The sequence below is a fragment of the Rhodothermales bacterium genome, assembly GCA_034439735.1.
Lineage (GTDB): Bacteria > Bacteroidota > Rhodothermia > Rhodothermales > JAHQVL01 > JAWKNW01.
Map to the genome: position 1 here is coordinate 16494 of JAWXAX010000038.1, position 14610 is coordinate 31103.

Annotated in this window: 12 protein-coding genes; 6 read left to right on the forward strand and 6 right to left on the reverse strand. The window is 61.5% G+C overall.

Going from position 1 to position 14610, the window contains the following annotated elements:
• Window positions 1-537: 537 nt before the first annotated feature.
• The 3 genes from SH809_02650 to SH809_02660 all read left to right on the forward strand — a co-directional run bounded on the left by SH809_02650 (window position 538) and on the right by SH809_02660 (window position 4142).
• Complete coding sequence (locus SH809_02650) at window positions 538-2850, forward strand: prolyl oligopeptidase family serine peptidase (GenBank protein MDZ4698583.1); 2313 nt, start codon at window positions 538-540, stop codon at window positions 2848-2850.
• A gap of 112 nt (window positions 2851-2962) precedes the next feature.
• Entirely contained in the window at window positions 2963-3628 is a 666-nt protein-coding gene (locus tag SH809_02655; protein ID MDZ4698584.1) for a hypothetical protein, read from the forward strand.
• A gap of 16 nt (window positions 3629-3644) precedes the next feature.
• Window positions 3645-4142 carry a nuclear transport factor 2 family protein gene (locus SH809_02660; GenBank protein MDZ4698585.1) on the forward strand — a complete coding sequence of 166 codons (498 nt, stop codon included), beginning with the start codon at window positions 3645-3647 and terminating at the stop codon, window positions 4140-4142.
• A gap of 119 nt (window positions 4143-4261) precedes the next feature.
• Here SH809_02660 and SH809_02665 read toward each other — a convergent pair whose 3' ends face one another.
• The 6 genes from SH809_02665 to SH809_02690 all read right to left on the reverse strand — a co-directional run bounded on the left by SH809_02665 (window position 4262) and on the right by SH809_02690 (window position 11273).
• Window positions 4262-5701 (reverse strand): hypothetical protein, encoded by a 1440-nt coding sequence (locus SH809_02665; GenBank protein ID MDZ4698586.1) that lies wholly within the window; start codon window positions 5699-5701, stop codon window positions 4262-4264.
• A gap of 68 nt (window positions 5702-5769) precedes the next feature.
• Window positions 5770-6006 (reverse strand): hypothetical protein, encoded by a 237-nt coding sequence (locus SH809_02670; protein ID MDZ4698587.1) that lies wholly within the window; start codon window positions 6004-6006, stop codon window positions 5770-5772.
• Entirely contained in the window at window positions 6003-7412 is a 1410-nt protein-coding gene (locus SH809_02675) for an aminotransferase class V-fold PLP-dependent enzyme (GenBank protein MDZ4698588.1), read from the reverse strand. Before SH809_02675 ends, SH809_02670 begins: the two co-directional genes overlap by 4 nt.
• 173 nt (window positions 7413-7585) lie before the next feature.
• Window positions 7586-8854, reverse strand: coding sequence for a glutamate-5-semialdehyde dehydrogenase (locus tag SH809_02680; GenBank protein MDZ4698589.1), 1269 nt, complete (start codon window positions 8852-8854; stop codon window positions 7586-7588).
• Window positions 8855-8869: 15 nt separating this feature from the next.
• Entirely contained in the window at window positions 8870-9979 is a 1110-nt protein-coding gene (proB, locus tag SH809_02685; protein ID MDZ4698590.1) for a glutamate 5-kinase, read from the reverse strand.
• A gap of 133 nt (window positions 9980-10112) precedes the next feature.
• Window positions 10113-11273 carry a cysteine desulfurase family protein gene (locus SH809_02690; protein ID MDZ4698591.1) on the reverse strand — a complete coding sequence of 387 codons (1161 nt, stop codon included), beginning with the start codon at window positions 11271-11273 and terminating at the stop codon, window positions 10113-10115.
• A gap of 177 nt (window positions 11274-11450) precedes the next feature.
• Between SH809_02690 and SH809_02695 the strand changes: the two genes are divergently transcribed.
• From SH809_02695 to SH809_02705, 3 genes are all read left to right on the forward strand, one after another.
• Window positions 11451-12020, forward strand: a complete 570-nt coding sequence (locus SH809_02695; GenBank protein MDZ4698592.1) for a Uma2 family endonuclease — start codon at window positions 11451-11453, stop codon at window positions 12018-12020.
• A 142-nt stretch (window positions 12021-12162) separates the two neighbouring features.
• Window positions 12163-13764: an amidohydrolase family protein gene (locus SH809_02700; GenBank protein MDZ4698593.1), complete on the forward strand. Its 1602-nt coding sequence runs from the start codon at window positions 12163-12165 to the stop codon at window positions 13762-13764.
• Window positions 13765-13867: 103 nt separating this feature from the next.
• Window positions 13868-14326: a hypothetical protein gene (locus tag SH809_02705; GenBank protein ID MDZ4698594.1), complete on the forward strand. Its 459-nt coding sequence runs from the start codon at window positions 13868-13870 to the stop codon at window positions 14324-14326.
• Window positions 14327-14610: the final 284 nt, after the last annotated feature.

A 14610-nucleotide genomic window follows, 5' to 3' on the forward strand; every position in this document is an offset into this window, starting at 1 on the left:
GTGCACGGTCAGCGTATGATTTTGCCCCGGCGTCAGGATGGTAAAACCAAAAAAACGCCCGTATCCTGGAGAGAATACGGGCGTCGGGAATCGTTTATTCTGGAAGAAATCCCCGAGGGGAAATACCGACCGCCAGCGTCAACACCAATGAGAAACGTATCGGTATCGACGCCGGCTTCGTGCCTGGGCCAGCAACGGTATGCCAGAAAAACGTGTGCGGGGCCAAGATAACGGCGCGCTTCGGAAGCAATCAATCCACCCCCCGAAAATGGGAGCGCTTCCAGCTCCATCGCATACAAGTTTGTCACATTATTCGCCCGAACCAGGATCAAGGACGCAGCGGGGCCAACGGGGTAGACGCCGGCCAGCTGTCGTATATTCGCCCTGCGCCCATCCGATTACGAACCTATAGACATGATCGCTCGCATCCTCCTCGCGATTTCGTGCGCCATGCTGAGTACGAACGCCCTCGCACAGTCAATCACACAGTCAACCGCATCGTCGCCTACCGGGTCGACTCCTTCGCTTTCGATCCCCATGATCATGCAGGATCAGGACACATGGGTGGGCGCTTCCCCCGGCCAGCCATTCTGGACGGTAGATGGCGAGGATCTCTTTGTGATGTGGAATCCCATGGGCTCGTTGCCGGCGGACTCGCTCTTTGTGCTCCACCGCGGCCAGCAGGAATTCGCCCAGGCCTCGCCGGAACGGCGCCGTACGCTGCCCCCCCGCTTCTCGGGCTGGCACCACGGCGAACACCGCTACGATGCCACCTGGAATCGCATCGTCTATGCCGACGGAGGCGATCTGTACCTCTACGATCGCGCGGCAACGACCACGCATCGGCTCACGCAGACCCGCAGCGTCGAGTCCGAGCCCCGGCTCACTCCCGATGGCCTCGCCATCCGGTTCGCCGAAAACGACAACCTGTACCGGCTGACGCTCGCTACCGGCGCGCAGACACAGCTCACGGATCTCCGCCCCGGCTCGGAGCCGCCAAAGAACGCGTCTGAAGACGACTTCCTGACGGAGCAGCAACAGGCCCTCTTCGCCTACATTCGTGAAGATGCGGCCGAACGCGAAGCCCGCGAGGCCGCACGCCGACGTGAAGAAGCGGCGCGCCGTTACCCTCCGGTCTTCTACACAGGCAATCAAAGTGTGCGGGATCTGCAGATCGATCCCACGGAGCGCTTCGTCACCTTTAGCCTCTGGGAATCCGACGCACCGCCCCGAACATCCGTGATGAACTTCGTAACGGAATCCGGACATGCCGAGGAGCTCTCCGCCCGATCAAAGGTCGGCGAGACAACTCTGCCCGGAGCGTTCTACGTCCAGGATCTCACGCGCGACACCACCTACCGGGTCGATCTGCACCAACTACCCGGCGCCTACGACCTGCCGGCATACCGACGCGCCGAAGGGGCCGCGCTCGACTCCGCCGCTGCGAAGCGCAGCCTGTACCCCTCCTGGGCGACCTGGAGCGGGGATGGCCGGTACGCGGTCATGGAGATCCGCGCTTCAGACAATAAAGACCGCTGGATCGCTCGCCTTCACCCGGAAACCGGCATGCTTTCCGTGCTCGATCGACAGACGGATGACGCCTGGATCGCCGGCCCCGGCATCCAGACCCACGGCTGGCTCACCGACAATCGACACCTCTTTTTCCAGTCCGAACGCACCGGGTATAGCCACCTGTACACCGTCGATGTCGAAACAGGAACCATTGAAGCCCTCACCGCCGGCACATTCGAGGTCTTCAACCCGATGCTGTCGCGCGATGGGACCACCTGGTTCTTCACCTCCAGCGAAGGCACCCCCTTCGAGCGCCACTTCTATACGATGCCTGCCGGCGGCGGTACGCGAACCCGGCTCACGACGATACCCGGAAACAACGAGGTCGCTCTCGCGCCCGACGAACGCACCCTCGCCATCCGGCATTCCTACAGCAACAAACCGCCGGAAATCTACCTCACGACCCCGGGCGCCGACGCACGCCCCATCACCCGGTCCACCACCGAAGCCTGGAAGGTCTACCCCTGGCGCGACCCCGAGATCATTCACATCGACGCTTCCGATGGCGCCCGCGTCCCCGCCCGCATCTATCGCCCCGAACAACCCAACGGCGGCGCCGTGCTGTTTGTCCACGGCGCCGGCTACCTCCAGAACGTACACCGCTGGTGGAGCAGCTACCAGCGCGAATACATGTTCCACAATCTGCTCGCCGACCACGGCTATCTGGTACTAGATGTCGATTACCGGGGCTCCGCCGGCTACGGACGCAACTGGCGTACGGCCATTTACCGCCATATGGGCGGGCGCGACCTGCAAGACTTCGTTGACGCCTCCCGCTACGCCCAATCCGCCCATGGCATCGATCCCGAACGGGTGTTCATCTACGGCGGATCGTACGGGGGCTTCATCACACTCATGGCCCTGTTCACGGAACCCGAACACTTCGGGGGCGGCGCCGCCCTGCGAAGCGTCACGGATTGGGCCCACTACAACCACCCCTATACCGCCAACATCCTGAATACGCCGGCTACCGACTCCCTGGCGTACGCCCGCTCCTCACCCATCTACTTCGCCGAGGGCCTCGCGGACCCCCTCCTCATCGCCCACGGCATGGTGGATACCAACGTCCATTTTCAGGATGTCGTACGCCTCGCGCAACGCCTCATCGAGCTGGGAAAAACGGGGTGGGAAATGGCCGTCTACCCGGTAGAAAACCACGGATTTACGGAGCCGGCCAGCTGGACGGATGAGTACCGGCGCATCCTCGAACTCATTGAAGAATCGGTGGGTCCCCAGGCCCATCCACCCGCACATTCAAACGGCAGTAACGACAACTGAACGGCCTTATAGGAGAGATTTCCTCCCCGATGTGATTGCCGCGCAATAGAAAAGCGAACGAATCTAAAGTAAATTAGTTAGTACAAGGCACAACGACGTGAGAAGGCGCTTCATGAATCGAACCTCAACAGGATATCTGTGGATGCTCGCCGGCATTCTGCTGGCCGGATGCAGCACGGAAGGGTGTGACACCAATCGATTGACCACGCTCTTCAGTGGCACCGCCGCCGACGGCACGCTGCTGCCCTACCAGATCGAAGGCGTGAAGCGGGATTTTTGCTCGAAATTCCGGGGCGTCGAGACCTTTTATGCCGGCCAGACCAGCAGCAGTCCACCCGTGGAAGGTGAAAACACGAACCTGCCGGCCTTGCTCCAACCCTACCTCCGGGTGACCATCAACGGCCAGTCCGCCGAGATGAACGCCCTCATGCTGGACACCATGCGGCGGTACCTCAGCGCAATCGATTGGCCGGGATCGACCGATTGCCACGGCGTGCTCGTCCTCTCGGAGAACTCGTTGCTGCTCGAGTTCCCCAACACTGTCGTCTCACGCTCCCCCGCGCGACGCGGGATAGTTACCCTCGAAATTGTCTCGATCTCGTCGGCCTGGCAAAAAGGGCCGGACCGTGTCTGGCGTCTCCTCCAGGTGCATATGTCAGAGGGAACACGCGACGTGCCTGAAGACCAGGCGCCGGCGGTCGCAAGCGACGCGGAAGGCGCGGCCGAGTCAGGAGCATTCGGGGGAGGAAAGCCACGGACCGGCAAGATGGGATGGTAATATGCGCCCGTTTTCGATGATAGCCCTGTTCCTGCTCCTGGCCTCCGGTTGCGGACAGACGTATTCCTGCAACACCAACCCTATCCTCATCGGTACCCGCTCCGAAACGGATACGCGGGAGGCCGTGCTGAACGCCTCCGGCCGGTTTATCCAGGCGCTCATGACCCAGAATGCCAGCGGGCTCCGCCCGCTCATCAGCGAACAGGAGTCGTTTCAGGCCGTCGCCGGCGGTGATGTCCTCGGGCCTGCCCCCTTCCTGCAAGCCGTGGAGCAAGGACGTTTCCCGATTCCTTCGGACCGGGCGGAAATGACCCTGCCGGAATTTGTGCTAGACCCCAGTGGCAATGCCATCGTCACATACCGCGGCCAGGGCGAGCTCATTGCAGACGGCAAACGACTGCGAGCCGGCGGGTTTGCCTTCCGTACGATATGGCGAAACGAAGGTGGAACATGGCGTCTTATCCGTATCGAGCAGAGCATGGAGGGGAAACGCAGCGGCACAATCGGATGGTGATGGCGCCTTCGAGACGCTCCAAGCCAAAGTCCGAAAGAAAAAGGTCAGAAAAAGGGCAGGCAAAAAAAGAGGGAGATGAAGCCAGGCCTCATCTCCCTCTTTCAATTTGAGCGGAGTGTTTACTCTGCCGGCACCAACTTCCCGAACTCGTCCCGCTTGAGCACCGCCCCGTTGGCCAGGATGACTCGCTCCGCATTTCCGTTCGGACCCGTCACCTTGATGGTCACGGCCTCGATCTTCTCCGGCAGCAGATTCCCCATATCGTCCACCTGCCCGCCATTCTGGATACCGAACGAGAACTCGGTAATGCCCGATCCGCCGAAGAGTACGTCGCTCAAGGTGACGTCCGTGTTGCCAAAGGTGGCCACATTTTCCCCGCTGGCGCGGACGGTGATCGTTGTGCCGGCCGCCAGCGGATTCTGATTTACGTCGTACACAAAGAACTGATAGGCGCGACTGATGACAAGCGCTCCCTGGGACGGCGGGACGAAGATATTGGCCGCTCCCGAGCAGAGGAACACCGCATCATCCGAGATCTGCTGCTGGTTCCGGTCGGCCGTCGTTGCCGTTACCGTCCCGTAGCCCGGGCCAAACGTCGCATGATCAGGCAGGGGTGCGCCAGACACCTTGGTCACACCCACCACGCCAAGCGCATCCGTCTGCGCCGAGCCCTGGATGACGCCGCCTGTCGTCGTGAAGTACACCGAGGTGCCTGGCCTCACCGGGTTGCCGTATTGATCGCCCACGACCCCGACCACGCGGGACTGGAAGTTGATGATCGCCCAGCAGGCTTCGTTCAGCGTCATGCCGATCGAGAAATGATCGTCGTCCGGCAACCCGCCGTGCACCGTCAGGTTGACCGGCAACGAACGGATCGTGCGGCCGCCGATGCTGGCCGTGGCGACCAGCTGAATCACGCCGGCAATCGTACCGCTGGACACATTGGTGCGGACAACGCCATCGTTGTTCGTAACGCCAGACTCGGGGAAGATGAATGCGCCACCCCCGGGGTCCACGCCAAATGAAAAGTTGATCGTGGCCGCATTATCCAGGTTGATGGGCCGGCCCAACGAGTCCGTCATCTGGAACACTACCTCCGCCACTTCCTCAGAACCGCTCTCACGTACGCCGATTACATCGGTCGTTTGTGACAACAGCAATATATTGGATCCCCGACCGGAGACGCGCCCGCCCTGATCGGTGCCCGACGACGTGGGCGACATCCGTATCGTGGCGACATCGATCGTCCGGTTGGCAACCGCCAGCACGCTCGTCGTTGTGTTGGAATACCCGCTCTTCGTGGCCAGGATCGACACGTTCATCGTGCTATCGATCTCGACTTCGACACTGAACCGCCCGGAGGCGTCGGTCTCCGATAGCAGGTTCTGCGGCTGGATCTGGAGAAACGCTCCAACGACCGGCTCGCTTGTAACGGCATCAACGACAAGGCCATTGAGCGTCACTACGCCGGCGTCTTCACTTCCACCGAATACATCGCACCCCGCGCCAACAATCAGCAGGGCTACGATCAACGTCGTAAACAGGACAGTATTTCTCATCAATAGGTACCTCAAAAATCGCCTTTCGCGTTCAACCAATAAACTGCTTGTGGGACGGGCCAGGCCGATCAATGCGTCGGCTCAATCATGAGATCAGCTTCGCTACGCCCGGGCGCTTCGCTGGCGTTCCTCTTACCTGTCGTCACGGTTTCTGGATCAACATAAATACGGCGTACAAACCTTGCACGAAGCATCTTGTTCGCCGCACAGGCGCCCGGCGCCTTGCCTCGCATCTGGAAGCCTCCAAAATCCATCAATAACAATGCCGAACCCCCGGCTTCGATCCGGATCGGGACAAGATTCACAGGCCGCCGGCCGTTTCCCGAATCAGACGCCACGCCGTCTCCACATGATCGATCGTGGTGTGCGTCTGGCCGACGCACAACCGCAACGTGTACTTCCTGTCCAGCCGGGTATGGGTCAGGTAGATCTTGCCGCTCGCATTCAACGCTTCGAGCAAGCGCTGATTCAGCGTGTCCCCACCCTTAAGGCGAAAACAAACCAGATTGAGGGGCGCCGGCGCCGCCAGCTCGAAGGCGTCGTCCGCCTCGACCCACCCGGCAAACGCCCGGGCGGCGTCCACGTGCCCACGCACGTACGCGCGCAGCCCCTCGGTGCCGTAATAACGCAGCACAAACCACAACTTCAGGGCCCTAAAACGCCGGCCCAGCTGGATGTGCCAGTCGCGATAATCAATCACCTGCCCCGTTGCCGACGCCTGGTTGCGCAAATACTCGGGTAAGATTGAGAAGGTGTCGATCAGGGCGCTCCGATCCCGCACAAAAAAGGCCGAACAGTCGAAGTTCGTAAGCATCCACTTGTGGGGATTAAAGCAGTAACTGTCCGCCAGCTCCAGGCCGACATGTATCCACCGAAACTCGGGGCACAGGGCCGCCGTGCCGGCCATCGCGGCATCAACATGGAACCAGATGCCCTCGCGACGGCAAATCGCACCTATCGCTGGTACCGGATCGATCGCGGTGCTGGAAGTGGTGCCCACCGACGCCGCCACGAAACAGGGCGTAAAGCCGGCCGCCCGGTCCTCCGCGATCTGTGCCTCCAGCACATCCGGCCGCATCGCAAACGTGCCGTCCACCTCGATCAACCGGACCTGCGCCCGCCCGATGCCGGCGATCTTAGCCGCCTTCTCGATCGAAGAATGGGCGTGGCGCGAGGTATATACGGTCAACTTGCCATCACACCCCCGTTCGTTTGTCGCAAAACCGGTCGCCTGTTCTCGGCCCGCCAGCATCGCGCTCAACACGGCGCTCGATGCCGTGTCCTGGATGACACCTCCACCGGCATTGGTCGACAAAAAGGCCGCCGGTAACCCCAGCAACTCCACCAACCAGTCCATCACAAGGGTCTCGAGCTCGGTACAGGCCGGGCTCGTCGCCCACAACATCCCCTGCACTCCAAGACCGGAAGACAGCAAATCTCCCAGGATCGCCGGCCCGGACGCGTTCGCGGGGAAATAGGCGTAGAAGTGAGGCGATTGCCAGTGCGTGATCCCCGGGAGGATTTTTTCGTCGAGGTCCGCCAGCAACCGCTCGAACGGCTCGCCGGCCTCCGGCGCCGCATCCGGCAATCCCGCGCGGATCTCCCCCGGTTTCACCTGCGATAACACGGGAAACGACGCCACCCGCGCCTGGTAATCCGCAATCCAATCAATGACGGCATACCCGTGGGCCCGGAATTCCTCAGGTGTCATGTGGCGTGGCTGTGGCTCTGGCATAACGAACGGAGAAGCAGGTTGCCGACTGGTAGGTGTGCGAGAGATACGCGAAACCGCCGCAAGAAACAACCCACCGCCCGTAACCTGCAATCCTTCGAGTCAGTCGGCTAGCGCCGCCTTCCCTCAGGACAGGCCTGACAACCTGCAACCTATTTCCTCACATGCCCGTCCCCAACCCCGATCCACTTGTACGTGGTCAATTCCGCCAACCCCATCGGCCCGCGTGCATGTAACTTCTGGGTGCTCACGGCCACTTCCGCGCCCAACCCGAACTGCCCGCCATCGTTGAACCGGGTGCTCGCGTTTACGAACACGGCCGATGAGTTGACGGCGTTGACGAACCGGTTCGCGTTGGCGAAATCACGCGTGACGATTGCGTCCGAGTGGTCCATGCTGTGCCGGCGAATATGGGCGATCGCCTCGTCCATCGAATCCACGATCTTGACGCCCAGTACGAGCGACATCCACTCGGTATCGAAGTCCTCCGGCCCGGCCAGACGCGCCTCGTGGCCGGCCTGCTGAAGCATCGCCAGCGCATCCGCCGTGGCGCGTAGCTCGACGCCATGTCGCTTCAGACGCTCGGCCATTTTCGGCAGAAACGCCTCGGCGACCGGCCGATACACCAGCACCGTGTCGAGCGAATTACATACACTCGGCCGGTGGGTCTTGCCGTTTTCGACGATGTCGACTGCCTGTTGAAGGTCGGCGCTTTCGTCGACAAACACATGGCAGATGCCAACGCCGCCTGTAATCACGGGGATGGTGCTCTGCTCTTTACACCGACGATGCAGGCTCGCTCCGCCGCGCGGAATGATCACATCTACAAACTGATCCAGCCGCAGCAGCTGCCCGACCAGTTCGCGATCAGGATTGTCGATGTACTGCACGGCCGTCGCCGGCACGGCCGTCCCAGCCAGCGCCTCCTGGATCACCTGCGCCAGCGCACTATTGCTGTGGATGGTCTCCGTCCCGCCCCTTAAAATCGCCGCGTTGCCGGTTTTGAGGCATAGGGTCGCGATATCGATCGTGACATTGGGCCGCGCCTCGTAGATCACCCCGATCACACCAAGCGGTATCCGCCGCTTCGTCACGCGCAACCCGTTGGGCAACAGCCGGCTCTCGATGTCCGAACCCACGGGGTCCGGCAAGCCGGCCACCTTTCGAGTATCTGCAGCCAGCGCGGCGATCCGCGCCTCGTTCAGCAATAGCCGATCGAGCAGCGCCGCGCTCAGCCCTTTCGCCCGGCCGGCTTCAATGTCGATCGCATTCGCCGCCAGCACCCGCGCCGTGCGAGCCTCAAGCGCATCGGCAATCGCCAGCAACGCGGCATCCTTCTGGGCCGTGGAGAGAACGGTCAGGACGTGACTCGCGTCGCGGGCAAGCGTGCCGGTGTGGATCAGATCGGTCGTTACTTCCATGAATTCGTGGGTCAATCAAACAAGAATCATGTCATCGCGATGGACTGCCGGCCCGTTGGCAAAGCCAAGCTGACGCTGGATATGCTCGGCCTGACACCCCTTGATCGCCGAGAGGTCATCGCTCCCATACCGAACGATGCCGCGTGCCAGCTCTCGCCGACTCCCATCCAGAATAAACACCGCGTCGCCGCGGGCAAACGAGCCCTCGACATCCAGAATACTCTCCGCCAATAGGCTGTCGCTCGTCTCGGCCAGGGCGCGCGCCGTGGTTTCATCCACCACCAGACTCCCGATGGGCGCCGGCGCGGCGAAAATCCAGCCTTTGCGCTGCTCGTGGGCGTCGTGCATCGCCGGAAACCGGGTGCCCACAGCATACCCGTGCGCGATACGCGTAATCACATCCGGCGCCCGTCCCGCCGCGATCACGACGTCCGCGCCTGCCCGCCGCGCAATGTCCGCCGCCTGGAGCTTCGTCGACATCCCACCGACCCCGAGGCCGCTTACGCTCCCGCCGGCGAGCTTGCGCACCGCCTCATCGATCGTATGCACTTCGGGAATGAGCTGGGCATCCGGATCGCTGCGCGGATCCGCGGTATAAAGCCCCGCCTGATCGGTGAGCAGCATCAGCAGATCGGCGCCAGCGACCAGCGCCACGAGGGCCGACAGATTGTCGTTGTCGCCCACCTTGATCTCGGCCGTCGCTACGGCGTCATTCTCGTTGATGATCGGAATGATGCGATGCTTGAGCAACTCACCCAGGGTGTCCCGCGCATTCATGAACCGCTCGCGGTGCTGAATATCCGCCCGCGTCAACAACAGCTGGCCCACGTGGATGCCGTAGATCTCGAAGAGATCCTCCCAACGCAACATCAGCCGGCTCTGCCCCACCGCGGCGAGCATCTGCCGTACCGGCATCGTCTCGGTCAGACTCGGATAATTCAACTTCTCGCGGCCGGCGGCAATAGCCCCGGACGACACGATGATCACATCGCGTCCCTCGCGATGCAGCGCTACGCACTGGCGCACCAGCTCGATCATATGCGCGCGATCGAGCCGCTTCGTCCCGCCCGTGAGCACACTGGTGCCCAACTTGACGACGACGCGCCGATACTTCAAAGCTTCCATGGTTGGACGAAGACCTCGCCTGGAATCAACAATGAACGGTTCCAGCAAGCAGGTTCATGGCTTATAAAGAACCTGGAACCTGTTACCTGATACCGTTCACGGAATGACGACAGGAATTCCGTGAACGTACTTACTATATCGTCACATGCGACGGTTTCTGCAGGCGAGACACGACAGAGATCATGCGAGAGGCGGCATGCTCGACCTCTTCGGGCGTCGTAAAACGCCCCAGACTGATGCGCAGCGTCGCATAAGCGGCCTCGTCGCTCAACCCCATAGCCTTTAAGACGTGGCTCGGATTTCCCGTTCCACTCGAACACGCGCTGCCGGTGGATAGGGCCAGATCGCGCAGTTCCGCCACGAGATTCGCCGAACGAACCCCCGGGAACGTCAAATTGGATACATGCGCCAATCGGGGAGCGCCGGCGCCGTTTACGCGCACGCCGGGCAAAACCTCCACCAGCCGGCTCTCCAACACATCGCGCAATGCCCCCAGGCGTGCCGCCTCGGCCTCCATCCCCGCCATGGCAACCGCCGCGGCCGAGCCAAATCCTACGATTCCAGGGGTATTGAGTGTCCCCGCACGCAACCCGTCTTCCTGCCCACCGCCGTCGATCTGAGGCACCACGCGCACCCGCGGCTGCCGGCGTCGTATGTACAACGCTCCCACACCCTTCGGACCGTACAGTTTGTGCGCGGTACATGCCATCACATCGACCACATCGACCGAGATGGGGATTTTGCCAAACGCCTGCGTGGCATCGGTCAAAAAAAGCGCCCCTCGTCGATGCACGACTTCACCTATAGCCGTTATGGGTTGCAGTACGCCCGTTTCATTGTTCGCCCACATTACCGACACCAGTACGGTCTCCTCCGTGATCGCGGCTTCGATGTCCTCCAGCCGCACCAGACCGTCGGCCCCCACCGATAACCGGGTGATCGACCAGCCGTCCTGTTCCAGCGCCTTGCACGCTTCCAGCACCGCCGAATGCTCGGTCTGGACCGTCACGATATGCCGGCCCTTCGACCGATACGCCGCGGCAATGCCTTTGATCGCCAGATTGATCGACTCCGTCGCGCCTCCCGTAAAGACAATCTCGGAAGGATCCGCGCCCATAGCCGCGGCTACCTCCTCCCGCGCCTGCTTCACCCCCTCGGCCGCCGCCCACCCGAAGGCGTGCCCCTTACTCGAGGCATTGCCGTAGTGCCGGGTAAAAAAGGGCAGCATCCGCTCCAATACGCGGGGATCGACCGGGGTCGTGGCGTTGTAGTCGAGGTAGATGGGAAACGTCATGCGTCTGGCGGGTCTGGCAGTGTCTGGCGTATCATTGGGATGATCAGAATCGATTCGAGTTCCGGCATGCCGGCCCTGTCGACGCGTCGAGGGTATGTCTCGCATGCCTGACACGTCTATAAAGGCATCACCCACTCAGAATCGACCCCGATGCCTGTACATCCCATACATCGAACCATGATCTCCCAGGAAGCCTATCTCGAACACGAGCGCCAGGCGGCTTTCAAGAGCGAATTCTACCTGGGCGAGACCTTCGCCATGTCCGGAGCCAGCTGGCTGCATGTCACACTGGCCAGCAATACCCTTTTTGCACTCAGAAAAGCGCTCCAATGCTCTGGATGTTCTGTTTTTGCCAGCGACCTCAGAGTCCATATTCCGTCAAATACGCTGTATACCTATCCCGATCTTGGGATCGTATGCGACGAGACGCGTCTGCTCGACGACCAGTTCGACACGCTCCTGAATCCCACGGTCCTCATCGAAATCCTGTCCCCGTCCACCGAGGCGTACGATCGAGGCGAGAAGTTTCGGTTGTATCGCGCCATCGAGTCGCTCCGCGAATATGTCCTGATCAGCCAGATGACGCGTTCCGTCGAGGTGTATCAAAAGGGCCCGGCCGATCAATGGACGCTCCTGTTGCCCGACCCGGAGCGCGACACGATCCCCATCCTCGGCCATGCGATCTCACTAAAGGACCTATACGAAGACGTCCCGCTGGACCCTAACCCCGGCTTACGGCGATCATAACACACCCGCCGGGCCGGCGTAATTGTGCTCGGCGTGCCCTACCTTTCGGCCATCCTCTCCCCCACACTGCCCATATTACCGACGCTGCTGAGTCATGGTCTTGTTTCCCCCCGCACTTTTCCGGCTGCTCATCGCCGCCACTATGGCTCTACTGCCCGCCACCTCCTACAGTCAGGAATCCCGCCACGTCCCGGATGCCCCGCCCCGCGCCGAGGGGGAGGGCCCGTTCGACCGACTCGTTCTTCGCGGCGCCACGATGATCGACGGCACCGGTTCGCCGGCAGTAGGCCCCGTGGATATCGTCGTCGAGGGCGACCGGATCACCGGCATCCATAATGTGGGGTATCCAGGCGTGCCGATCCTCGAGGCCGGCCGGCCTGCTGCCGGCGACCGGGAGATCGATCTGACGGGGATGTATATTCTGCCAGGATTCGTGGATATGCATGGTCACATCGGCGGCGTCGAACAGGGCACGCCGGCCGAGTATGTCTTCAAACTCTGGCTGGGCCATGGCATCACCACCATCCGAGACCCCGGCAGTGGCAACGGTATCGATTGGACCATCGCGCAGCGCGCCCGGAGTGCGAATAATGAGATCGCGGCCCCACGCATCCACGCCTACGCCGGCTTCGGAAGCGGATGGGATCGCTCGATCGCCTCGGCCGACGACGCGCGCGAGTGGGTGCGCTTCATCGCAGACAAAGGCGCGAACGGCATCAAATTCTTCGGGGCGGATCCCGCCATTCTTGAGGCCGCGCTGCGTGAGGCCAGGCGGTTAAACCTCGGAACCGCGATGCACCATGCGCAGCGCCACGTGGCGCGCGCGAACGCACTCACCAGCGCCTCCTGGGGATTGACCACCATGGAGCACTGGTACGGACTCCCGGAAGCGCTCTTCACCGACCGCCGCGTCCAGGATTACCCGGCCACCTACAACTACAATGACGAGCAACATCGCTTCGCCGAGGCCGGCCGGCTCTGGAAACAAGCCGCCCCGCCGTATTCCGACCAGTGGAATACCGTCATGGATTCACTCGTCGCGCTCAATTTCACCATCGTCCCTACCTTCACCATCTATGAGGCCAGCCGAGACCTCATGCGCGCCATGCGGGCCGAGTGGCACACGGCTTATACACTGCCCTCCCTCTGGGATTTTTATTCCCCCAACCGCCGCGCGCACGGCTCGTACTGGTTTTACTGGACGACGCAGGACGAGATCGAGTGGAAAGCCAATTATCGTCTCTGGATGACGTTCATCAACGAATTCAAGAACCGTGGCGGTCGCGTGGCCACGGGCAGCGACTCCGGGTATATCTACAAACTCTACGGGTTCGATTACATCCGCGAGCTCGAACTCCTCCAGGAAGCCGGCTTCCATCCGCTTGAAGTCATCTGGTCAGCCACCCTCAAAGGCGCCGAAGCACTCGGAGTCGCGAACGAGGTGGGCAGCATTCAACTGGGCAAGAAGGCTGACTTCGTCGTCGTCGATGCCAACCCGCTCGAAAACCTCAAAGTGCTCTACGGTACCGGCGCCATCAAGCTCAACGACGCCACGCAGCAGCCGGAACGGGTAGGCGGCGTCAAGTACACGATTAAAGACGGCATTGTCTACGATGCTCCGAAGTTGCTGGAAAACGTTCGCTCACTCGTCCGCGAAGCCAAGATGCGCGCCGGCCTGCCGCCAGACGAACCCCTGAAGGACCCCTCGACCCTCGTCACGGCTTCCCCCAACGAACGTCCTTAAAAAGCCTGCGTGCCAACAACTTGCTAACCGCAGGGTACGCAAGGGCATGCGCTTACGTCTAATAGGATAGAGAACGTTGCCTTTATCCCACCGGACGAAACGCATGCATCGCTTTGGCCTCATCTTGTGTGTGCTCGCGACATTCGTCGCCGGCCTGCATCCCGCCGCCGCCCAGGTGCGCACGGATTCGCTTTTTTCATGGCAGGGCTATGCTCGCGCCGGCCGCTGCCATATCCGCATCTTTGAACCCGCGCCCGACCTTGATCGGCAGAGCGTGATCGTCATCCGAGAACTGGCGGATAACTCCGGGCCCACCACGGTGAACGATATCGCCTACCTCGTCGAAGAGGTGAGTCGTGGATTTGCTCTCGCTCCCGATTCCGCTCTCTGGATCGTGCACTGGGGCGCCTTCAGCTTCGAGGGCGCCGCGGATGCCTCCGGAAAAGAGCTCTTTCTCCGGGCGACATTCAAGAAATCGGAACAGGGCCGGCTCAGTGCCCCACAGTGGCGCGTCATCAGTCGGAATGATGTGGTCGAGTACACCGACAGAGCCTTCAGGTGAACTCCAGTTGACCCGTAGCGTGTGGTTTCGAATCTTACAAACACAGAAAGGCGCCGAGATCTCTTGATGCGCGTGAGATCCCGGCGCCCCCTGAACCACTCATCGGAAGACACACTTCCCCCTACGGGACGTCGCCGGAAGGGGTTACAGGAGATGCTAAATTTTTCTCCTTTGGCTTCTGGTGCCTAGGGTGTGTTGACATTCGGCATGGAAGAGCGGGTTTTCGATGGATTTCGTGTAGATCGAGGCGCTTTTCGAGCGCGATGCAGCGCATCTCGCGAGAA